The organism is Pectobacterium aroidearum, assembly GCF_015689195.1.
Lineage (GTDB): Bacteria > Pseudomonadota > Gammaproteobacteria > Enterobacterales > Enterobacteriaceae > Pectobacterium > Pectobacterium aroidearum.
In genome coordinates this window covers 3,787,915-3,812,120 of record NZ_CP065044.1, presented here as the reverse complement: position 1 = coordinate 3,812,120, position 24,206 = coordinate 3,787,915, and the positions used below count along the sequence as shown (strand labels likewise).

Here is a 24,206-nt window from a genome sequence, read left to right as displayed (position 1 = left end):
CGGCTCAAACGCCGCTCGCCCCGAGACCCCAGGCTTTTGGCGGAAATCATGCCGCTGGCGCGGTTCCAGCGGTGTTCATGAGCACGATTCGAGCCGCCAGTGACGCGTTCCCTACGCGGCACTGACTTTCGCGGCATCCATGCCGCTCACTCGGTGCTCATGCCCACCGCTGCATAATTTTTACGCCGGGTAACAGTAAAACCTCATCATAAGAGGGCTGTTGTTACACCATATTGACGAGCAGGCCTTGCTGCACCAGTACATCTCCCAGGTTGTTGGCGCTATCCAGCGATGAGTGGTGGTAGACATCAAAGCGTTGGCCATCAATATCGCGCTGTCCTACCGTGCTCCAGGCTCCTTCGCCCGGAATCAGGTTCACCTGATTGCCTTCGCCCCCGACGATCAGCAGATCATCTTCTGGTCGGTCGGTAACATTCAGGGCTCGGTCGAGATCCAGCGTGATGCTGTTGGTGCCGTTTTGGCCTAAATCGAAGATCTCTACGTTATCGATTTTCAGCCCCAGCGCCGTGAGGTCCAGATTGAGCTCGGTGCCATCCAGAACCAGCGTATCAATGCCGTCGCCACCGTCGATCTGGGTAAAGTCTAGCGTTGAAAGCGTAATAATGTCGTCGCCTTCTCCGCCTTCGACATCCGTGCCCGTTTGCACAGTGCCGTCGGCCAGGTTGACAACGACGCCACCGATGGCATAAACGTTGTCTTCCACTTCGGTGCTGGCGCTATTGTCGATGGTGTGTGTCTCACTGAGCGTGGCAGCCGCCATTTTCGAGCTGACTTGAAGAGGTTGCACTACGGCGCTTTCCTCGCCATCAAGCTGTTCACTGGACAGCGAAGACACCTGCGCAAGACTGCTGTCGTCAACATCCAGCGCCATCATGCTCATCAGCGGTAACCCGAGCGAGATACCGGAGGTTAATCCAGCGGATACGCCAGTGAAGTTACCCGCCTGATCGGTGACGGAGGCTTCAACCGCTGTTCCCAATAGCGCTGTCAAAATCGCGCCCACGTTGAAAGCGTTGATGCCCAGCAGCGAACTGCTGAAGTGAGCGCTCCACTTGCCATCGGCGCCGACGGTACCCTGTAGTGTCTGACCGAGCAGCGTGACGGTGACCTTAGCGCCTTGCTGAACATAGCGCGATGCTCCGCTGATGGTGACGCCGTTCGTCAGCAGACCAATGGTATTCCCGATCAGTGACCCCACGGCATCAATACCCAACTGCGGCAACTGGTGCGTTTTCACGATCACATTGCTGCTGGTGTTGTTAGTGTTGCCATAGCGATCGGCGACGGTGACGCCGACGGTCAAATTGCCATCGGCAATGTTGAGCAGGTTGGCGCTCGGCACGCTGATGCTCCAGGTGCCGTTACTGGCTACCGCAGCGGTGAGCACCAGTCCGCCCACCGTCAGCGTGACGCTACCGCCAGCCGCATTGGTCGTGGTGCCGCTGATGAGCTGGTTGATGCCTGCTTCGGCCAGATTCAGGTAGCCGTCCCCGCCAAACAGAGAGCCGAGGCTGACCGTTGGCAATGTGTGAACGCCCACGCCGATCGAAGCCCCCACGCTGGCACTTTTTCCTGCTGCGTTGGTCAGAGAGGCGCTGAGAGAAAGCGTGCCGTCAGTCAGATTGTTGAGATCGAGTGAAGGCAGGCTGACGGACCAGGAACCATTGCTTTGCACCACGGCAGAGTAGGTCTTGGTGCCTAGCGAGATCTGGATAGTGGAGCCTATCGCATTGGTACTGGTTCCGCTGATAATCTGACCCGCAGCAGCCTCGACCGCATTGAGCAGGCCGTCGCCGCCAAAGAGCGGGTTTAGGGTCAGCGTCGGCTGGCCGTTAATCGCCACACTGACGGTACCGGCTTGCTGGCCAACGTTACCCGCTGCATCAACCAGACGAACGCCAATGTTGGTGATGCCATCTGTGAGAGCTTTCAGATCGAGGTTAGGAACTGGCAGGCTCCAGCTACCGTTTGCGCCGACCGTTGTAGTGTAGGTTTTGCTGCCCAGCGTGACGTTGATCGCTGTACCGGCTGCCACATTGGTCGTCGTCCCGCTGATGGTTTGTGCACTCAACAAGCTGGTGAGATCCAGTACGCCGTTGTTGAACAGCGGGTTGAGCGTAATAGTCGGCGGCAATATGGAAACGTTGAGACCTGCACTGATGCTATTACTGTTGCCTGCCGGGTCGGTCACCGTCGCACTGACGGTGAGGTTACCGTTGGCCAGTCCAGACAGTTGCAGCGGCGTGACGCTGGCGCTCCAGGTGCCGTCACTGCCGACCGTCGCGTTTAGCGTCAACGTGCCAATGCGTATGACGATGGATGAGCCCGCGATGGCGTTGGTGGTGGTGCCGCTAATCGTTTGTGTCAGTGCCGCTTCCGCAGCATTGAGGAAGCCATCGCCGCCAAACAGTGAACCCAGGCTAATCGTCGGCAGGTTTTTGGCAATAATATTGATGGCGTTGTTGATCGTGCCGGTATTGCCGGAGGTGTTTGTGATCGATACATTCAGCGTGGTGTTGCCATCGACCAACGCGCTGAGATCGGACGGTTGCAGCGTCAGGCTGAACGCGCCCCCCGCCCCAACCGTAGACAGGAAGGTTTTACCGCCAAGGGTAACCGCAACCTGCGATCCGGCGCTGGCATTGGTGACCACGCCACTGATCGTTTGCGCCACCAGCGCTTCTGCCGCGTTGATGAAGCCATCGCCGCCAAATACCGGGTTTAGCGTAATCACCGGTTGGGCAAAATCGAACTTGATGCCGGCATTGCCGCTGGCGGTATTGCCTACGCTGTCTGTCGCGGTAGCGGCTACGGTGAAATCACCGCTGCCCAGCCCTTGCAGGATCCCCAGTACGCTTGGGGTGACGGCAACGCTCCATTTGCCATCAACGCCGACGGCGGCCGTTGCGATTTGTGAACCCGCAATGCTCAGCGTAATGGTTCTGCCTGCCAGGCCGGTGGCTGTACCGCTGAGAGTTTGGTTGACCAGCAGGTCGCCCAGATTAAGCAGGCTATCGCCAAAGACCGGATTCAACGTAATACTTGGCAGGTTTCTGATCACTGTTGGGACGTTCACGATCTGGCTGGCCGTGTTGCCTGCGTGATCGGTGACCGCGATGCCCAATGCCAGCGTTCCATCCTGCAGGGCCTGCAAGTCGAGGGCGGGAACAGACAGGCTCCAGGCTCCACCTGCACCGACGCTAATTCCAGTGTAAATCTTGTTGCCCAACGTTACGGCGACCGTTGCGCCAGCAGCGATGTCCACGTTGCTGACCACGCCGCTGATAATCTGGCTGGTCGCGACGTCCGCCGCATTCAATGCGCCATCCGTGAAGGCCACAACCGAATTGATGACCGGCAGGGACTTCAACACGTCGATGTTGACCAGTTGATTCTTCACGTTGCCGTGCGAATCGATGATGTCGACGTTAACCGCCAGTAAGCCATTGCTCAGGCCTGTGAACAGATTTGGAGCAAGGGCGACGCTCCAGGCGCCGTTGGCGCCCACGGTGCCTTCCACCGTATTTCCCAGCACGGTGACCTGGACTTTCGCACCCAGATAGTCACCGGTCGCGTTACCGCTGATGACCTGTGTCACCAGAGATTCGGCCAGATTGAGGATACCGTCGTTACCGAAGATATCGGTAATGCCTGCGCCGAGCGTCTTATTCAGCGCGACATCCAACGTGACATCAAGGTGTGTGGTGTTGCCGGAGGTATCGGTCAGTGTTACGCCAATAACCTGTGGCCCATCGATCAGGTTTTGCAGATTGGCGGACAGCACCGGAATGCTCCAGTTGCCGTTCGGGCCGACAGTGGTTGTGCCTGTCAGCGGGCCTGCGGTTAGCGTAACGGTGGCGCCCACTTCGCCTGTCCCGGTAATCGCCCCTCCCGCCAGCGCCTCTGCCAACGTCAGAATATTGTCATCAAACAGCGTAACGCTAAGCAGTGGGATGGCGGTATCGACGGCAACCGTCTGTGTCGTGGTGGTGCTATTGCCCGCTTTATCGGCGAGGGTCGCCGTGATGGTGTAGTTGCCGTCGGTTAGCTGTGCCAGATCGGCGGCGGGAACGTTGACACTCCAGGCACCTGTTGCGGAAACCTGCGCGCTGTAGGTTTTTCCATTCAGGCTAATCGAAACGATTTGTCCTGCTTCTGTAATGGATGCCGTACCGGTAATCGCCTGTGCCGTACTCATTTCCGTGGCGCTGAGCACGTTGTCCGAGGCAAAGGAGACAATATCCAGCGTAGGGGCAATGGTGTCCACGGTGACGATGGTTGTCAGGGTCGCGTCCAGCGACGTGGCGGTAATGAACACCTCACCCTGCGAGGAGAATGTCGGCAGAGCCGGGATGGTGATGCTCCAGTTGCCGTTGACATCGGTGATGGGACTAGGCTGAAGTAGCACTCCGTTGGCCGAAACTTGTACCGAGGTCATCGCTGACGCTGGCCCGATCGAACGCCCGGAAATCGTGATATTGCCGTTGATCTCGACGGCGTTGATGATGTTGTCGGTCGAGATAGGGTTAATGGTCATCACCGTCGGAGGCGGCGTCAGGTTGACGTTAAAGTTAACGCTGGATGGCTGCGTTGGATTTCCGGCCCGGTCCTCTGCACTGACAGAAAGTGAATAGGTCGTGTTGGCCAGCACCAGCAACGCAGAGGAAGGGATGTTAACGCTCCATAAGCCACCGTTGAGAATTTGGGTTTGATAATCCAGGCCATTCAGCCTGATAGTCACGTTCTGGCCGACTTCCAGCCCGGTCGAGGTACCGCTGACTGACTGCGTAGTCCGGCTTTCGGCATAGTCAAGGCCGTCCAGACCCGCGAAGGTGGTAATGGAGACGGTGGGGGCGGCTTTCACGGCGAGAATGGCCTGAGAATTCAGCGTGGTGCTGTTACCTACGGCATCTGTCGCCGTGATGACGATACTCTGTGTACCGTCAGCAAGCTGGCTGAGCTGGGTTGTCGTCAGTTCAGCCGTCCAGACTCCTCCGTTAATTTGCGTAACAAGCGTTTGCCCTCCCAGCGTGACGGTCATGCTGGCTGCATCCCCCGCGTTGCCGCTTAAGGTTATGCCTGTAGGCGAAGCGGCCTCAGCGATATTCAGATAACCATCGTCAAACGGCGTATTCAGCGTAATGGCTGGTGGGGTGAAATCGCTGGTAAAAGCAATCGGTGCGGAGCCCACGTTGCCTGCTGCATCGACGGCGGTCACCGTGATGGTATGCTGGCCGTCGGTTAGCGAATTCAACGCATTTGGAGGCAGCGTCACTGACCAGTTGCCAGCGCTGTCTACCGTCGCGGTGTAGCGGATGCCGTTGAGATCGATCTCCAGTTTAACGCTTTGCCCGCTGCCACCAATCTGCGTACGGCCAGAGAAGGTGAGTGCGGATGCGGCTTCGGCGCTGCTCAGAATATTATCGATACCAAAGGGGACGACGTCGATAAGCGGGGCAGGCAGCGTCAGCGCTACGCTAACATCGCGCGGGGTGCTGGTATTGGCGTTGCCGACCCAGTCGGTGACCTTGACGCTAATGCTGTAATTGCCTTCGGTAAAGATCGCCAAATCGGCAGGGGACAGCTCTCTGGACCAGCCGCCCAACCCGTCAGCGACGGCGGTAAAGGTGGTGTCTATCAGCGTGGTTTTATTGGTCACCGTAACGGTGACTTCCTGACCCGCGCTGGTAATACCGGTTTTACCGGTTAATGTCTGAATGGCCTGAATTTCAGTGGCGTTAAGGATGCCGTCGCCAAAAGGCAGATCCAATGTTGCCACGGGCAGGGTGGTGGTCAGCACACTCGCTGTGGCCGTTGCAGTACTGGTGTTGCCCGCAGAGTCGGTCACGATGACGGTGAAATTCACTGTGCCATCCGGTAGGTCGATCAGCGTCTGGCTAGCCAACGACAGTGTCCAACTGCCGTCGGCATTCACTGTGGCTGGGAAATTCGTGCCGTTGATACTAACCGACACGGTTTGTCCCACGTTGCTGGTGAGCCCCGTTTGCCCGGACAGCATAGCACCCGGCTGCGCATCAGCCAGACTCAGTTTGCCATCGCCAAAAGGGGTATCCAGCGAGGCGACGGGAACCCCGACAATGACGCTGGAGAACGTTCCGCTTCCTGCTCCTGTATTGCCAGCATGATCCGTGACGGTGACGTTGATGGTGTGTGTGCCGTCACCAAATGCAACGAGATCGGCGGCGGGCAGCGTCACACTCCACTGGCCGTTTGCCGCTACGGTAGCGCTGTAGGTGGTAGTGATCGTGCCGTTGGTTACCGAAACCGACACGCTCTGGCCTGGGTCAAGCAGCCCCGTTGTGCCCGTCAGCAACTGGTCCACCGTGCTTTCCGCCTGATTTAGCACGCCGTCGACAAACGGTGTGGCGATAGTGATGGCGAAATTGGTGTGGATGACAACGTCCAGCGCGCCGCTTGCACTGCCGGTATTGCCTGCGCTGTCTGTTACTGTCGCACTGACCTGCACGTTGCCATCCGCCAGTATGCTCAGCGCATTGGCGGGAATGGTGGCACTCCACAGGCCGCCCGCGAGCGTTACGCCGGTTACGGTGTACGCCCCGATCGTGACCTGAATCGCTGTTCCTACAGGGAGATTGGTGTAACTGCCGCCAATGGTGGTTTCCGTCGCCAGTTCTGCACTAGTGAGAACATTGTTGCCATAGAGAGAATCTAGCGTCAGCGTTGGAAGCGACTGTGTTTTTAGCGTGATATCGATACTGGCGGCACTGGCATTCCCAGCGCCGTCGGTCACGCTGGCTGCCAGTGTTTTCACACCGTCGCCCAATGCCAGCAGGTCGTTCGCCGCAATGGCGATTTGCCAGATGCCGTTGCCATCGGCGACCGCACTATAAACGGCCGTGCCGACTTTGATCGTGACCAACAATCCCGCTTCGGCCTTGCCGCTTAACGGTAGCCCGGCCAGCGCGTCCGCCAGACCGATATCGCTGGTGTCCACCAACATATCGATAGACAGCAAGGGTGGAACGGTATCGACGGTAACCGGATGGGTTGCCGTAGCCGGGTTCTGTGCGATGTCGCTGACCGTTGCGGTCACATTCTGGCTGCCCTGCGGCAGATTTTGCACATCGCTGGCGGGAACGGTTGTGCTCCAGCTTCCGTCAGCGCCAACGGTCGCCAGATAGGTTTTGTTATTCAGCGTGACGGTGACTCGCTGTCCTGTCTGAACATTCGTTGTAGAACCCGAGATGATCAAATCGGATTGCGTATCTTGTGCACTAATGACGTCGTTGCCAGATAGGGTCGTAATGGTGATGCCGGGCAGGTTGGCGGCATCGGTAATGACGGTAATCGAGTGTGTGGCTGAACCGGGGTTGCCGCTTACGTCCGTCACGCTGGCGCTCACGGTTTGCTTGCCATCAGGCACATTGCCGACATCCGTTGCCGGAACCTGTACGCTCCAACTGCCATCCGCGCCTACGGTAGCAAAGTAGGTTTGGTTATTGAGCGTGACGGTGACCTGCTGGCCTTGTTCCACATTCTGGCTGCTGCCGTTGATGGTTAATGGCAGGTTCGATTCGGCCAGATTGAGATAATCGTCGGTCGACAGCGTCGCGATCGTCAGGGTTGGTGCTTTCGCGGGGTCGGTATCCAGAACAATCGAGTGGCTGACGGTGCCGGTATTGCCGGCGGCATCGGTCAAGGTAGCGGTGATTGCCGTAACGCCGTTCGGCATGTTTTGCAAGTCGCCAGCAGGTACGGTGACGCTCCATGTGCCATCGGCCTGTGCCAGTCCCTGATAGATCTGACCGTTGATGGTGACGTTGACAATAATAGGGCGACCGCTGTCATTAACAGGCGACGTACCGCTGATGACCACTGGCTGCAGGCTTTCCGCGATGTTGATGATATCGTCGATGCCAATTGGGTTGATGGTCAGCACCGGTGGGGTCAAGTCAACAAATACGCTACCCTGAACGGTAGAGGTATTGCCTGCCGTATCCGTAACAGTAACGGAAATATTCTGCACGCCGTCTGCTAGCGTCCCCAGAATGGCTGGCGAGAGTTGAAGACTCCAGTTGCCATTGCTGTCAACCGTGCCGGTATAGCTGATACCACCGATGGTGACGCTGACGGTTTGACCCACGGCGTGAATCCCCGTGGTGCCGGAAAGTGTCTGCCCGGCTTGCGCATCACTCACGTTTAGGTAGCCGTTACCAAATGGGGTATTCAGCGAGGCAACGGGTGGATTATGGATGCTCACGCCCAGTTGTTGTGTGCTCGACAGAGCGTTACCCGCCTGATCGACCGCTGTGACATGCACCGCGATGATGCCATCCCCCAGCGCTTGCAGATCGCCAGGTTGAATGTTTGCGCTCCAGGTACCGTCTGACTGCACCAGCACGGTATAGGTTTTCCCGTTGAGTATGACGTTGATATTCGTGCCTGGCGCGACGTTAACGGTATTGCCGTTAATCGTAATGCCGTTTGTTGCTTCCAGCACATTTAGCTGGTTATCCCCGGTGATTGGCGCAATAGACAGCCCGCTCGCATTGGTGTTCACCGTGACGGTGCTGCTGGATGTCGCGATATTGCCGGAGACATCGCTCACGCTGACGGTAATGGTCTGGCTGCCGTTAGTCAGCAGTGCCATATCCGCATCTGAGATCGTGGTGCTCCAACTCCCGTTCGACAGAACCTGTGCGGTATAGGCTTTGCCATTGAAGCTAATCGTCACCGTTTGGCCTTGCTCAACGTTTTTGCTGGTGCCGCTGAGCACCTGACTGACCCGGACTTCCGCGCCATCAATAATGTTGTTGCCAGCGAAGGTGCCAATCGTGACGACTGGTGCGTTTAGCGCGCTGGCATCGACGACAATAGCCTGTGTGGCGGTAGTGGTATTGCCAGCGGTATCCGTCAGACGCGTCACAATGCTGTAGTTGCCATCGGACAAATTGCTGAGATCGGCTGATGGAATCGTGATGCTCCAGGTGCCATCACTGCCGACGGTGCCGCTGTAGGTTTTGCCGTTCAGCGTGGCAGTAACGGTTTGCCCCGAGCTGGATGGCGAAGCGGTGCCGGTTAGCAACTGACTGCTTTGCACCTCGGTGCTATTCAGAATGTTGTCGGTCGCAAAACTTGCCGTCGTCAACGTAGGCGGCGTGCGAGCCACGGTAATATTGCTGGTCAGGGTACTGCTGTTTCCGGCTGCGTCGCTGACGCTAACCTGCAATGCCGTGGTGCCGTTCGGCAGATTTTGCAGGCTATTCACAGGCAGAGAAATCGTCCAGTTACCTGCTGCATCAACAATCCCGGTGTACGTCACGCCGCCAAGTGTGGCGGTGACGGTTTGCCCTGGTGAGGCGATACCGGTTGTGCCGCTGAGCGTCTGGGTAACGCCAGCCTCTGCGGCATTGAGTATGCCATCGCCGAATGGTGTGTTCAGCGTCAGCGTTGGGCTGCTGTGGGTGAACACATCGATCGTACGGCTGCCGCTCAACGCATTCCCTGCGCTGTCTACCGTTGTCACGGTGAGGGTTGACGTGCCGTCGGCCAGTGCGCTGACGTCAGCCGCCGATACGATGATGCTCCAGGAACCGTCCGGCTGTACCACGCCATCGTAGCTTTTCCCGTTCAGCATGATGGTGACGGTGGTGCCTGCCGCCACGTTCTGGCTGCTGCCGTTGACGGTCAGATCTTGCGCCACCTCTGCTTGATTCAGTTTGTCGTCGCCAGCGATGGTATCGATGGCGATGCCGCTCAATGAGGTATTCACCGTAATCGTCTGGCTGAGCGTTGCCGGATTACCGCTGACGTCGTTGACGCCAATCGTGACGGTATGTGCGCCTTGCGCCAGATGAAGGAGATCGACAGACGGTACACTGACGCGCCATTGGCCGTTGCTGTCAACCGTTGTGGTGTAGGTATTGTCGCCGAGCGTGACGGTAACGCGTTGTCCTGCCTCAACATTCAGACTGCCGCCGCTGATGATTTGCGCGACGTTGATTTCCCCCCCGTCGATGATGTTATTGAGCGCGATGGCATTGATGGTGAGCAGGGGCTGGTTAGCCGGGCTGGCATCCAGCGTTAATGACCCGGTACTGGTGGCGCTGTTGCCTGATGCGCCGGTCAAGGTTGCCGTCACGGTGTAATTACCGTCAGCGAGAGCCTGAAGGTCGGCAGCGGGGATCGTGACGTTCCAGCTACCGTCGGCCTGAATCTGAGCCTGATAATTTTTGTTGTTGATCGTGACAGTGACGGTGCGTCCGGCATCGGATTGCAGCGCATTACCGGAGATGACCTGATCGTTCAGACTCTCGGCGGCGTTGATGATGCCGTCGCCAGTCAGCGGCTTCAAGGTCAGAATGGGGCTGGTCAGGTCGACGGTAACATCGCGCGTGCTCTCTATGCTGTTGCCCGCCGTGTCAGTGGCTTCGACACGGATAGTCTGTACGCCGGACGGGAGGGATTGCAGGTCGGCGGCGGGAAGCGCGACATTCCAGTTGCCCTGATTATCGACGATTGCCGTATAAGTTTTCCCGTTCAACGTGACGAGGACGCTTTGACCCCCACCGGCGATTCCCGTTTTGCCCGTCAGACTCTGCCCGCTGGCGGCCTCGGTAATGTTCAGTATGCCGTCACCAAAAGGCTGGTTTATCGTTGGCTGCGGCAGGTTATTGATATGAACATCGATAGTGCGGCTGGCGGTAACAGGAACATCGCCGGGGTTGGCCACGCTGGCGATGATGGTCGTTGTGCCATCCGGTAAGGCGAGCATGTCACTGCTGTCGATGATCACGCTCCAACTGCCATTGGCGGCGATGGTGCCCGTGTAGGTCTTGCCATTGAGCGTAACAGTAACGCTTTCTCCTGGCGTAACGTTGACCGTCGAGCCTGAAATCGTTAGCGGCTGTGAGGCTTCAAGTCGATTAATCTGGTTATCCAGTGCGACAATACTGATGGAGATGCTGTCATTGTTGGTGTCGATCGAGGACCAGATTTCATGGCTACCCTCGTTACCGGCCATATCGGTAATGCTGGCAGAGATCGATACCGTTCCCTCGCTGAGTTCAGCCATATGCTCAGCGGGAATTTCTACGCTCCAGTTGCCGCTGCTCTGGATCGTGGCAAAGTAGAATTTTTTGTTGAGGAGAATGGTGGCGACCTGACCCGTTTCTACATTCGAACTGGTGCCTGTCAGCCACTGGCTGACTTTGAGATCGGCCGCGGTGATAACGTTATTCTCATCAACAAAAGCGTTAACGAAGATCGTGGGCTGGAACGCAGGGTCTGCACTGAGCGTAACGGATTTCTCGACGCTGGCGGTGTTCCCGACAGCATCGGTTAGCGACGCGGACAGGGTGTAGCTGCCATCGGCCATGCCGCGCAGGGCCGCTGTGGGTAAGTTGATGCTCCAGTTGCCATCATTGCCAACAACGCCAGTGTAGAACTGTCCATCGAAGGTGATAACGACAGTACGACCCGCTTCGCTGATTGAGGCGGTGCCGTTGACGGTCTGGTTGCTTTGCGATTCGACCATATTGATGGTGTCATCGCCGGCAATGGTGCCGATAGTCAGGGTCGGGGCGGTGAAGTCGGTATGGCTGACAAACGTCTTACCAGCCTGATTGCCTGCGGCATCCTGTGCCGTGACCAACAGCGTGTTGTTTCCTTCCGGCAGTTGCTGGAGATCGGCCGCAGGGACGGTGACTTTCCAGTTACCTGCCGTATCAACAGTTCCTGTGTAAGACTTCCCGCCGAGGGACAAGATGACCGTCTGCCCGGCACCGCTAATGCCGGTATGGCCGGTAATCGTCTGGCTAACCAGCGCCTCTGCGCCGTTCAGTGAACCGTTACCAAATGGGGTATCAATCGTCGGCTGCGGCAGCGTATGGATGTGAACACCCAGCGTCTGCGCATCCGTTACGGTTCCACCCGCTACATTGACGCTAGCGCTGATGGTGGCATTGCCGTCTGACAGTTGCTGGAGGTCTGCGCTGGGGATTTGCAGCGTCCAACTGCCATCCGCAGCAACGGTGGTGGTGTAATTTTTCCCGTTCAGCGTCACGGTAACCGTTTGTCCTGCGGGAACATTGGCGGTATTACCGCTGATAGCCAGCGGCTGGAGTGACTCTGCCTGATTTAGCAGGTTGTCGCTGGCGATGATATTGATGGCGATGCTGTCGCCAGATTTATCCACGCTGATATCGCGGCTTCCGCTCGCGGCGTTGCCCGCTTTGTTGCTCACGTTGACGCTAATGCTGTGCGCACCGTCCGCGAGCAAGGCGATATCTGCGGTTGAAACGTTGACGCTCCAGACGCCGCCGGACTGCACGGTCGCGAGATAGGTTTTCCCATTCAGGCTAATGGTGACAACTTGTCCCGCTTCAACGTTAGTGGTCGTCCCGCTCAGTTGCAGGCTGACTTTGGCTTCTGCGCCATCAATGACGTTATCGTCCGCGACGTTATTGATGGTAATGGTTGGTGCGGTGGTCGTGCCGCTGTCAATGGTCAGCGGACGGGTAACCGTTGTGGTGTTGCCCGCGGTATCGGTCAGCGTGACGGTCAAATTATGGTTACCGTCCGCGATAGCCACCAGATCGGCTGTCGGCAGCGTGATGCTCCAGTTTCCGTCGTTGCCGACGGTGGTGGTATAGGTTTTGTCATTGAGCGCAACGGTGACTACGCGGCCTGCTTCACTGAGTGACGCCGTTCCGCTGACTACCTGATTGACGGCCAGCTCTGCGCCGTTGAGGACATCGTCCTGAGCGATAGCGGAGACGTTGAGCGTCGGCGGCGTGGTGTCCACGCTGATATTCTGCGTCACGGTCGTTTCGTTGCCTGCGATATCGCGGACGACAATCTCCAGCACGCTGACGTTATCCGATGGCAGGCTTTGCAGGATGTCTTTGGGGATCGTCACCGTCCAGTTCCCATTAACATCGACTGTTCCGGTAACGTAATTCCCGCCGATCGTCAGGCTAACCGTTTGCCCTCTGCCATTAATTCCGGTTTCCCCTCTGATGACCTGATCCTGCGCGGCTTCGGCTGCATTTAATACGCCGTCGGTGAACGGCGGTGTCAGCGTGATGGAGGGGAGAGTATTGATGTGTACATCCAGCGTGTGGTCGACGGTGACGGTATTACCGCTTATTCCCTGAACGCTGGCCGTGAGAGTGTGGCTGCCGTCTGGCAGCAGAAGCAGATCGGCGCTGGGGATGTCCACAGACCATTTGCCGTCTGCCCCCGTTGTTGTGGTGTAGGTTTTTACTGCCCCCGCTACGGTGAGGCTGACGGTAACCGTTTGGCCTGCAGCAACGTTGGCGGTGGTCCCGCTGACCGTCAGCGGCTGTCCCGCTTCTACGGCATTCAGGCGGTCATCCGTCGAGACGATACTGATGTTGACCGCTTCGGCGTTAGTATCCACTGTGATGGTTTGCGGAGGCAGTGTCGTGGTGTTACCTGCTTTATCCGTTAATGACGCCACCAGATTGTAAGTGCCATTAGTCAACGCCTGCATATCGCCGGAAGGAATGAAAACGCTCCACGAGCCATCACTTCCTACCGTCGTTGTGTAGGTCGTGCCGTTAAACGTTACGGTTACGGTCTGGCCGACATCTGATAGGGAAGCCGTGCCGGAGACAAACTGCGAAGACTGCAGTTCGTCGGCGGTGAGCAGGTTGTTTCCGGTAAACGGTGACAGGGTCAGTTCCGGCGGTGTGGTATCAACAATAATGGTGCGGTTGACCACGGTGACATTGCCGGCATTATCGCTGATCGTAAACGACATGGCGTGTTCGCCTTCGCTCAGTGCGCGAAGATCTGCGGCAGGTACGGTCAGAGTCCAGTTACCGGCAGCATTAATGGTCGTGGTATAGGTTTTCCCATTGAGCGTGATGGTGACGTTCCGGCCCGCCTCACCAGTTCCGTTCAGAACCTGGCCATTCGCTAGTTCTCCTACGGTGAGGTAATTGTCGCCCGTAAATTTATCCACGGTTAAATGCGGAGGCAGGGTATCAATGGTGAGATCGAGGGTTTTCTCATGGACCACGCCGTTCGCACCCGGCACGCTGACTTTCAATGCGTAAATGCCGTCTTCCAGACCGGTAAACGCATCCGCTGGCAGGGTAAAACGCCAGGTTCCATCGGCGGCAACGGTGGTAGTGTAAACCACGCCGTTCAACGTGATGGTGACGGTTTGCCCCGCGCTGACGCCCGTTGTTTTCCCGCTGAGGATATGAGGCTGGCCGATTTCCGTACGGTTCAGTCCGTTATTTCCGGCAAAGGCATCAATGGTTAAGGGTTCTGGCGGTGGAGTGGAGGTGTTGTCATCGTCGCTTGATGAGGCCACGGCGACCGCCACTCCTGCAACAGCGGCTCCGCCGAGAGCAACCGCCCCCAATATGCTGCCCAGTGAGGCTGTAGATAGTGTACTGGTGGTGGTGCTACCAATTAGTAATGACGTCATATCGCCCAGCGCAGAATATTCTGGCGTCAGGGCAACCGCTTCTGCCGCGAGTGCTGCCCCTTCAGCCGCTGCTGCACCAGAGAATTGCGCATGGATGAGACGCGTACCATCATCAAAAATCAGCTCACTGTGGTAACCCGCGGCATCCAGCGTGAAGAAGCTTTCATAGCGGACGGTTGTACCGTCTTTCATGTGCAAGATAAGATCGTTGCTGACGCGCTCATAGCGAGACACCATATCTGGCGTGCCATGAATTCGAACCGTGCTGCTTTCCAGTAGTTCAACGTTCCTTGTACCCTGTGGAATGTTTTCTATGAACTGGCCATTCTGGCGCGACAGGATATTCACATTTCCAGCAATAACATTCATATCTGACATGAAATAGCCTCTTACTTATCATCTGAAACCATTGTCTGGATACATCCCCGTCAGTTCGATGCGGCAACGGGAGTGTATAGGTATATGCGCAACCAAAATGGTGCACAAAAACAGGCCTGGTTTAGAAAACAGTAAAGTTTGGCTAAATTGAATGCTGAGTATGCCCCTTTCCATAGGGAATCTTCACAGTATGAGATTTGTCCTATTCTTGATATTTATAGGTGTGGCTTAACCAAAAATCCAACTTTTTTGAAATGTTTTGAAAATAAAAAATATGACAATATTCTTACGTATTAAATGGCTTAGCCGTTTTAATTTCCTGATTAAATCATTACCCCACTAATTATCATGTTTAATTACCATCACTTAGCGTTCTTTATCGTATAGAAATAGGTTTTTTGCGCGTGATAGCCCAGAGACCTCACTAGCGGGAGGGTGTTTATATCTATATTGATTGTATCAATTTGTGTTTATTGTTATTAGCGATGGAAGGTGAATGCTAACGATGCATGTCGTCGGTTAAATGATAACTAAGCGTGGTCATTCATCATTTTTTTTAATGCGTTGTATTAGCGATGCTGGATGGGGGGAGAACGCTGGCGCGGCGTTGGATATGAGAATTATTCTTGATATCACGGCCATCGCCATTAAACTGCGGGCGATTGTTTTCATTATAGAGACCAGGTTGTTATGGAGTTGCTCCGCATCGTTTACCAACAATACCGTTGGCCCTTTCTTGCCGTTATCCTGTTAAGTTTGTTGAGTGCCGCATTGGGCATCGGACTGATTGCCTTTATCAACCTGCAATTGATTGAAACGGTCAATCAATCGTTGAGTGTGTTGCCGCAATTTTTGGGCTTGTTGCTGCTCCTGATGGGCGTGACGTTGGTGTCACAACTGGCGTTGACCACGCTGGGGCACCATTTCGTTTATCGTCTGCGTGGGCAATTTATCAAGCGTATTCTGGACACCAATATTGCGCGTATCGAGCAGATCGGCAGTGCGCAGCTGCTTGCCAGCCTGTCCAGCGATATCCGCAATATCACGATTGCGTTTGTGCGTCTGCCGGAACTGATTCAGGGCATCGTGCTCACCATCGGTTCAGCGGCTTATCTGGCCTGGCTCTCCCCGAAAATGCTGGTGGTGACGTCCGTTTGGATTGCGATAACGCTCTGGGGCGGATTTATGCTGGTTTCCCGCGTGTATAGCCACCTTACTCAGGTGCGGGAAGCGGAAGATCGTCTCCAGAAAGATTACGAAACCGTGATTAATGGGCGTAAAGAACTGACGCTTAATCGTGAACGGGCGCAGAAGCTGTATGAAGAGGTTTATCAGGCCAATGCGCAGGATTACCGACAGAACGTGATTCGTGCCGATACCTTTCACCTCAGTGCGGTGAACTGGTCGAATATTATGATGCTGGGCGTGATTGGCGCGGTCTTTTTCATGGCAAACAATCTTGGCTGGGCGGATACCAATGTTGCCGCGACATACTCATTGACGCTGCTTTTTTTACGCACGCCGATGCTACAGGCCGTTGGCGCGCTACCGACGTTACTGAGTGCGCAAGTCGCGTTCAATAAGTTGAAACGTTTCGATTTAGCGGATTATCAGGAACCGTTTTCCGCTGCCATTGCCCCTGCGGATTGGCAGACGCTGGAACTGCGTGATGTGGTGTTTCGTTATAACGATTCCGGGTTTGAAGTCGGGCCGATCAATCTGGTGATAAAGCGTGGCGAACTGGTGTTTTTGATTGGCGGTAACGGAAGCGGAAAATCGACACTGGCGATGCTGTTGACAGGGCTTTATACCCCGGTTTCCGGCTCGTTACTGCTGGATAATCGTCCCGTTACGACGGAAACGCGAGCGGATTACCAAAAGCTATTTTCTGCCATTTTTACCGACTTCCACCTGTTTGGGCAGATGATGGGCCCGCAGGGAACAGCACCGGATACGGCGCTGGTCGACAGCTGGCTGGATCGTCTGAACATGCGGTATAAGCTGACGCTGGAGCATCATCAGGTGATGAATTTACAGCTTTCTCAGGGGCAGCGTAAGCGTGTTGCGCTGCTGCTGGCTGTCGCCGAACAGCGGGACATCCTGCTGCTGGATGAATGGGCTGCCGATCAGGATCCGCAATTCCGCCGCGTGTTCTATCTTGAGCTGTTACCGCAACTACGCGCACTGGGGAAAACGATTGTGGCGATCAGCCATGACGATCACTACTTTGAACATGCCGATCGCCTGCTTGAAATGCATCAGGGGACGCTGTCTGAACTGACAGGCGATGCGCGTGAACAGGCCTCGCAGGATGCGGTGGCGCAGATTAGCCGGTAGCGCAAATTCGCGCAGCTGAATGCTGCGCTGTGAGTCATGGCACACCGTTAGTGTGAAGTCTGACAGGCATATATTAATTCGTTGAATTCTGGGGCATTATAAGCGCCAATGTTGGCAGGCTGCCAACAGAGTTGAGGTTTTTCACTTACAGATCAGTCACCTGACGTATCTGGTCTGCCACTTAACTCAATAAGTTGGTATATGTTATGAAAAGGATGTTTAACGCATTATTCGTTGTTGTTTTTGTTTGTTTTTCGTCTCTGGCAAATGCGGCAGAAAATCTACCTAACATTGTCATTCTGGCAACGGGCGGTACGATTGCTGGTTCCGCAGCAGCTAACACGCAAACCACGGGGTATAAAGCGGGTGCGTTGGGCGTAGAGACGCTGATTCAAGCGGTGCCAGAGCTGAAAACGCTTGCCAATATCTCCGGTGAGCAGGTTGCCAGCATTGGTAGTGAGAATATGACCAGCGATGTCTTGCTGAAGCTGAGCAAGCGTGTGAACGAGCTGCTGGCACGCAGCGATGTTGATGGCGTGGTCATTACGCACGGTACGGATACGCTCGACGAATCGCCTTACTTTCTGAACCTGACGGTGAAGAGTGACAAACCTGTGGTCTTTGCCGCAGCGATGCGTCCGGCAACGGCAATCAGCGCCGACGGTCCAATGAACCTGTACGGTGCGGTCAAAGTGGCAGCGGATAAAAACTCACGTGGTCGCGGTGTGCTGGTTGTATTGAACGACCGTATCGGTTCTGCTCGTTTCATTAGCAAAACCAACGCCTCTACGCTGGATACCTTTAAAGCTCCGGAAGAAGGTTATCTGGGCGTGATTATCGGTGACAAAGTTTACTACCAGACCCGTCTGGACAAAATCCACACCACACGTTCCGTATTTGACGTGACCAACATCGATAAACTGCCCGCCGTCGACATTATTTATGGCTATCAGGACGATCCAGAATACATGTATGACGCGGCCATCAAACATGGCGTAAAAGGCATTGTGTATGCGGGGATGGGCGCAGGTAGCGTATCCAAACGCGGCGACGCAGGCATCCGTAAAGCGGAAAGCAAAGGTATTGTTGTCGTTCGTTCCAGCCGTACTGGCAGTGGCATCGTACCACCGGATGCAGGACAGCCTGGTCTGGTTGCCGATTCTCTGAGCCCGGCTAAATCACGCATTCTGCTGATGCTGGCGCTGACGAAAACGACGAATCCTGCGGTGATTCAGGATTACTTCCACACGTATTAATCGCCTGAGCGGTTTTTTGTGTCATAGCCCCGCCCTTAAACGCGGGGCTTTTTATACCCGTCATACTTCAAGCTGCATGTGCGTTGGCGTCGTTACTCGGCACACTGGCGTGTACCTCGCCCCGTTGGGGCCGCTGCAAGCAGCGTTCAAACCTGCCTCTGGTAGGTTTGTCAGTCACCCGAATCACTTACTTCAGTAAGCTCATCGGGATGCCCTCGCTCGCCGCATTACGAGACTCATAAATGAGCCTCGCCCTTGCGGGTCAACGCTTTGCGTTGTTCAAAACGCTAACGTTTTGTCCTGCAACTCGAATTATTTAGGGTATATTTCCTGTCATCCCATTTTGACTTTTCGTTATTCAACTTTTCATTCCCAAAGAGAAGTCACTTCCCTCTATGCTGATTTTATCGGTATGATTCAGCCCACGACAAAGCAGGTAATCACCCCCATTTATCTTTGATACCCGAAATAGTTCGAGCTGCGGGACGCGCCGACGCGCGTGCTGCTTGAGGTATGACGGAGCGGGTGAGTAAAAAAAGGATACGTCATTACATGACACACCCCATTTTTATGGTTGGTGCCAGAGGCTGTGGGAAGACCACCGTTGGGCATCAGCTGGCGCAGGCGTTGGGATATGACTTTGTCGATACCGACCTGTTTATGCAGCAGACGACCAACATGACGGTGGCTGATGTGGTCGCGCAGGAAGGATGGCATGGGTTCCGCCAGCGTGAAAGTCTGGCGCTTCAGCAGGTGACATCTAACCGCTGCATCATCGCGACGGGCGGCGGTATGGTGCTGGCGGAAGCCAATCGGCGTTTTATGCATGATAAAGGCACCGTTATTTATCTCCATGCGGATGCAGAGCTGCTGGCTCAGCGACTGGAAGAAAACCCGCAGGATAACCAGCGGCCGACGCTGACTGGTCGTCCTATCGCGGAGGAGATGGCCGATGTGCTGGCCGCGCGCGAGGCGCTTTATCGCGGCGTCGCGCACCACGTTATCGATGCCTCGCAGGCACCGGAAGCGATTGTGGCAAGCGTGTTGAAAGCGCTGCGTTTGTCGGCGGCGTAGGACGGTAAGCGGACACTGGCAAAATAATCACCAGTCAGTGTTACCGAACACTAACTTTCAATGAATAGATCGTGACAGTGGCGCGACTCTCCTTTTAAGATGAATTTTCTGAATTTTTCGACGATAGGTGCCGCGCTATGCTGAATGTAAATGAGTATTTTGCAGGGAAGGTCAAATCAATCGGTTTTGAAGGCGACGGCATTGGCCGCGCGAGTGTCGGCGTCATGGATGCGGGTGAATATACGTTTGGAACCGGGCAGCCGGAAGAAATGACGGTCATCACCGGCGCATTGAAAGTGCTGTTGCCAGGCGCACCGGATTGGCAGGTTTTCACTCCGGGAGAAACGTTCTTCGTTCCGGGAAAAAGTGAATTCAATTTACAGGTGGTTGAGCCAACCTCTTATTTATGTAAATACCTGTAATATATACTCTATTTTATAAACTTTACCCATTCTCGCCGCGTCGTGTGCTACATGACGCGGCGTTTTTTATACCGGTTCTGCGCCATCCCCGCTTTTCATCTCGTCCTGCTCACGCTTTTCTGCCACGCTTCTTCTAATGGTTATAAAGAATGCTACAAAAATGTTAAGTAGCTCAAATAACGAACCCAAAGGTATTTAAAAGGTATTATTAATTGGTATTTTAAAGGTGTACCTTACTCTGTCATGAAGGATGTAAATATGAAAACTACAGCAAAGCTGTCGTTCATGATGTTCGTTGAATGGTTTATCTGGGGAGCCTGGTTTGTTCCACTCTGGCTGTATCTGAGCAAAAGCGGATTTACGGCGGGGGAAATCGGCTGGTCGTATGCCTGTACGGCTATTGCCGCTATCTTGTCGCCGATTCTTGTGGGGTCACTCACCGACCGCTTTTTTGCCGCGCAAAAGGTGCTGGCCGTACTGATGTTCGCTGGCGCGATACTGATGTACCTGGCGGCGCAGCAAACAGAATTCATGTATTTCTTCCCGCTGCTATTGGCGTATTCGCTGACCTATATGCCTACGATCGCCTTGACTAACAGTATCGCTTTCTCGCATGTTGCCGACGTAGAACGAGATTTCCCACGCATTCGCGTATTGGGCACGATCGGTTGGATCGCCTCTGGTATCGTCTGCGGATTTCTACCGACGTGGCTTGGATTTAGCGATATCTCTCCGACCAATATTCCGTTACTGATTACGGCCGCCAGTTCTGCGCTGCTCGGTTGCTTTGCGCTTTTCCTGCCCAATACGTCACCGAAAAGCACCGGCAAGCTGGATGTTAAAGTCATGCTGGGGCTGGACGCAGTGGTGTTGCTGAAAGACAAAAACTTTCTGGTGTTCTTTGTCTGCTCCTTCTTGTTCGCGATGCCACTGGCGTTTTATTACATTTTTGCCACCGGCTTCCTCACCGAGGTCGGCATGAAAAACGCGACGGGCTGGATGACGTTGGGTCAATTCTCAGAAATTTTCTTCATGCTGGCACTACCGTTTTTCACCAAGCGCTTTGGTATTAAAAAGGTATTGTTGCTGGGGCTGATTACAGCAGCGATCCGCTATGTGTTCTTCGTCTACGGCGATGCTTACCACTACTTCACGTATGCGCTGCTGTTCCTCGGCATTCTGTTGCACGGCGTGAGTTACGATTTTTACTATGTTACCGCTTATATCTACGTTGATAAAAAAGCGCCGGTGCATATGCGCACGGCGGCGCAGGGGCTGATTACGCTCTGCTGTCAGGGATTCGGCAGCCTGTTGGGATATCGTCTGGGTGGGGTGATGATGGAGAAGCTTTTCGCCCACGGCGAGCCGGTTAACGGCCTAACCTTCAACTGGACCGGCATGTGGCTGTTTGGCGCGGTGATGATCGCGATTATTGCGCTGATCTTTATCCTGTTTTTCCGTGAATCGGATAAGACGATCTCGACAATTGATGTAGACGGTGCAAATCAGCATTTCAGTACAGAGGAAAACAAATGAAACAAGAACGTATTCTCGGTGCCTTATATGGGCAGGCTTTAGGGGATGCGATGGGTATGCCATCGGAACTGTGGCCCCGAACGCGCGTGAAAGCGCATTTTGGCTGGATCGATCGCTTTTTACCCGGCCCGGCGGAAAACAATGCGGCGTGCTATTTCGGTCGCGGCGAATTTACGGATGATACCTCGATGGCGCTGAGTCTGGCCGACGCGATCATTGAATGTGACGGTGAAATCAATGCCGATGCGATTGGCCGTCACATCCTTAAATGGGCGGAATCGTTCGATGCCTTTAATAAAAATGTGCTCGGCCCCACCTCTAAAATTGCGTTGAAAGCGATCCGCCAGGGCACGCCAGTCAGCGAACTGGAAAATAATGGCGTAACGAATGGCGCGGCAATGCGCGCCTCTCCGCTAGGCTGCCTGCTGCCAACCCACGATCTCGATGCGTTTATCGATCAGGTGGCGCTGGCATCCAGCCCCACGCATAAATCTGATGTGGCGATTGCGGGGGCGGTCGTGATTGCCTGGGCAATCTCCCGGGCGATTGACGGCGCCAACTGGCAGGCGATCGTTGATGCATTACCGTCTGTAGCACGCCACGCGCAGGAAAAACGTATCACGACGTTTAGCGCTTCCCTCGCCGCGCGTCTGGAGTTGGCACTGAATATCGTGCGTAACGCAAACGGTACGGAAAGCGCCAGCGAGCAGCTTTATCAATTGATTGGCGCGGGAACAAGCACCATTGAATCCGTCGCGACCGCCATAGCGATGGTGGAATTAGCGCAAACGGATCCAAACCGCTGTGCGATTCTGTGTGCCAACCTCGGGGGAGACACCGATACGATCGGGGCGATGGCGACGGCGATATGCGGTGCGCTACACGGGGTAACGGCGATTAATGCTGCGCTGAAACAGGAGTTGGATGATATTAACCAGCTTGATTTTGGTCGCTACGCCAGCCTTCTCCTGCAATATCGCTCAGCACGGGAGGCGTGATGAAGGCCAGCGAACTTGTCGCAAAACTGGATGGACTCACGGCACGTCAGCCGCTAACTATTATTGGCGCCGCGGTCATTGATGTGATTGCCGATGCGTACGCACTGCCGTATCGCGGATGTGATATCGAGCTCAAGCAGCAAAGCGTGAATATTGGCGGTTGCGCCTTGAATATTGCGATTGCGCTTAAACGTCTCGGCATCGATGCACAAAATGCCCTGCCTGTCGGACAAGGGGTATGGGCGGATATCATTCGCCATAGTCTGGAAAAGCAGAATCTGACCACGGTGGTACAAACCGACGCGGGAGACAACGGTTGGTGTCTGGCGTTGGTTGAACCGGACGGCGAGCGGACTTTTATGTCCTTCAGCGGTGTTGAGAACCAGTGGAGCGACAGTTGGCTGGCATCGTTATCTGTCCCATCAGGGAGTCTGGTCTATCTTTCGGGCTACCAACTGGCGGCACCGTGCGGCGGGCGTCTGGTGAGCTGGCTGGAAACCTTGCATAACGTCACCCCATTTATCGATTTTGGCCCACGTATTGCTGATATTTCTCCCGATCTGATGGCGCGTATTATGGCGCTTCGCCCCATCGTTTCCCTTAATCGTCAGGAAGCGGAAGTGGCAGCAGAAATGCTCGGTGTGTCAGCGGATGTGCAAACGCTGGGGCGCGCCTGGACAGAGACGTACCGCGCACCGGTGATTATTCGTCAGGACAAGGCGGGGGCATGGTATTTCGATGCCGCTTCTGAGGGCTGCATTTCTCCGTTTCCGGCAACGGTGGTTGATACCATCGGTGCGGGAGACAGTCACGCCGGAGGAACACTCGCGGGGTTGGCTGCTGGCTGGTCGCTGGCGGATGCCATCACGTTGGGGAATGCTGTTGCCGCATATGTCGTGAGCCACCGTGGCGGAGACTGCGCACCCACGCAGGCTGAACTTCGCGCCCGGTTACTCCTCGCAGACGAACACGTATAGATCGCTACGGCAATAGCTGATGCTGTACTCAATGGGCCGGTTCTGTGGGTCGAGCGCAACCTGCTTGATGACCAGAACCGGTACTTTATTATCAAGCTGAATGTGGGACTGAAACTCGGCGTCAGGCATGCGTGCGCTGACGCGGCTGCGTGTACGCTGCGGATTGATATTCTGACTGCGAAAATAGTCATACAGTGAAACGCCGATATCTTCAGCGTCAGCGATCAGATCAACAGGGACATACGACTCTTCAATTGAAACGGCATCCTCATCGACATAGCGAATACGTTTCAACATAAAAACGGGGGTGTCCGGCGCAATAGCCAATTGTTCAGCCACTTCCTTGCTGCTTTTCACAATTTGTTTGTTCACCCACAGCGTATTCGGTTTTTTACCCCGCAGTACAACCTGTTGTGAAAACCCGCGCGCCTCTTTCAACGAATACTCGAATATATTATTGATTTGCGTACCGTATCCGCGCACACGAGTGACCACACCTTCTTCTTCCAGCGTCTGCATGGCTTTACGCACGGTAATGCGCGATACGCCGGCCAGCTGGCTCAGGTCGCGTTCGCCCGGCAAAATATTGCCATGTTCCAACATGCCGCTACGTACGGCATTTTTTACCGTTTCGGCAAATTTTAGGTAGAGCGGGGTATTGTCTGCAGTCGCAAAGCGCTGAGTAAGCTGTGCTATTAATTGAGTATGCGCATGTTCCATTCTTCTCTGATCCTGCCAGCCTGCGTAGATTCTATAATACC

The 24,206-nt window shown here is 55.1% G+C and carries 9 protein-coding genes; 7 read left to right on the top strand and 2 right to left on the bottom strand.

The window, feature by feature from the left end; translation table 11 throughout:
- Nucleotides 1–223 precede the first annotated feature (223 nt).
- Nucleotides 224–14,845 carry an Ig-like domain-containing protein gene (locus tag I2D83_RS16990; protein ID WP_205946961.1) on the bottom strand — a complete coding sequence of 4,874 codons (14,622 nt, stop codon included), beginning with the start codon at nucleotides 14,843–14,845 and terminating at the stop codon, nucleotides 224–226.
- Between the two features lie 690 nt (nucleotides 14,846–15,535).
- Here I2D83_RS16990 and I2D83_RS16985 point away from each other — a divergent pair.
- The 7 genes from I2D83_RS16985 to I2D83_RS16955 all read left to right on the top strand — a co-directional run bounded on the left by I2D83_RS16985 (nucleotide 15,536) and on the right by I2D83_RS16955 (nucleotide 23,445).
- On the top strand, nucleotides 15,536–17,182 hold the full coding sequence (locus tag I2D83_RS16985) for a multidrug ABC transporter permease/ATP-binding protein (protein ID WP_205946960.1): 1,647 nt from the start codon (nucleotides 15,536–15,538) through the stop codon (nucleotides 17,180–17,182).
- A 206-nt stretch (nucleotides 17,183–17,388) separates the two neighbouring features.
- Nucleotides 17,389–18,438 carry a type II asparaginase gene (locus tag I2D83_RS16980; protein WP_374189909.1) on the top strand — a complete coding sequence of 350 codons (1,050 nt, stop codon included), beginning with the start codon at nucleotides 17,389–17,391 and terminating at the stop codon, nucleotides 18,436–18,438.
- Between the two features lie 552 nt (nucleotides 18,439–18,990).
- The gene (gene aroL / locus I2D83_RS16975; protein WP_012773682.1) at nucleotides 18,991–19,512 is read left to right on the top strand and encodes a shikimate kinase AroL; all 522 of its coding nucleotides are present in this window, start codon (nucleotides 18,991–18,993) and stop codon (nucleotides 19,510–19,512) included.
- A 137-nt stretch (nucleotides 19,513–19,649) separates the two neighbouring features.
- Complete coding sequence (gene ppnP, locus I2D83_RS16970; protein WP_012773683.1) at nucleotides 19,650–19,934, top strand: pyrimidine/purine nucleoside phosphorylase; 285 nt, start codon at nucleotides 19,650–19,652, stop codon at nucleotides 19,932–19,934.
- A 258-nt stretch (nucleotides 19,935–20,192) separates the two neighbouring features.
- Complete coding sequence (locus tag I2D83_RS16965) at nucleotides 20,193–21,470, top strand: nucleoside permease (RefSeq protein ID WP_205946959.1); 1,278 nt, start codon at nucleotides 20,193–20,195, stop codon at nucleotides 21,468–21,470.
- The gene (locus I2D83_RS16960) at nucleotides 21,467–22,468 is read left to right on the top strand and encodes an ADP-ribosylglycohydrolase family protein (RefSeq protein ID WP_181829877.1); all 1,002 of its coding nucleotides are present in this window, start codon (nucleotides 21,467–21,469) and stop codon (nucleotides 22,466–22,468) included. The genes I2D83_RS16965 and I2D83_RS16960 overlap by 4 nt, the downstream gene beginning before the upstream one ends.
- Entirely contained in the window at nucleotides 22,468–23,445 is a 978-nt protein-coding gene (locus I2D83_RS16955) for a PfkB family carbohydrate kinase (RefSeq protein WP_181848139.1), read from the top strand. Before I2D83_RS16960 ends, I2D83_RS16955 begins: the two co-directional genes overlap by 1 nt.
- On the opposite strand, the gene I2D83_RS16950 is transcribed toward I2D83_RS16955, so the two are convergent.
- Entirely contained in the window at nucleotides 23,419–24,165 is a 747-nt protein-coding gene (locus I2D83_RS16950) for a GntR family transcriptional regulator (protein WP_181848138.1), read from the bottom strand. The two genes, I2D83_RS16955 and I2D83_RS16950, sit on opposite strands and share 27 nt — an antisense overlap.
- Nucleotides 24,166–24,206: the final 41 nt, after the last annotated feature.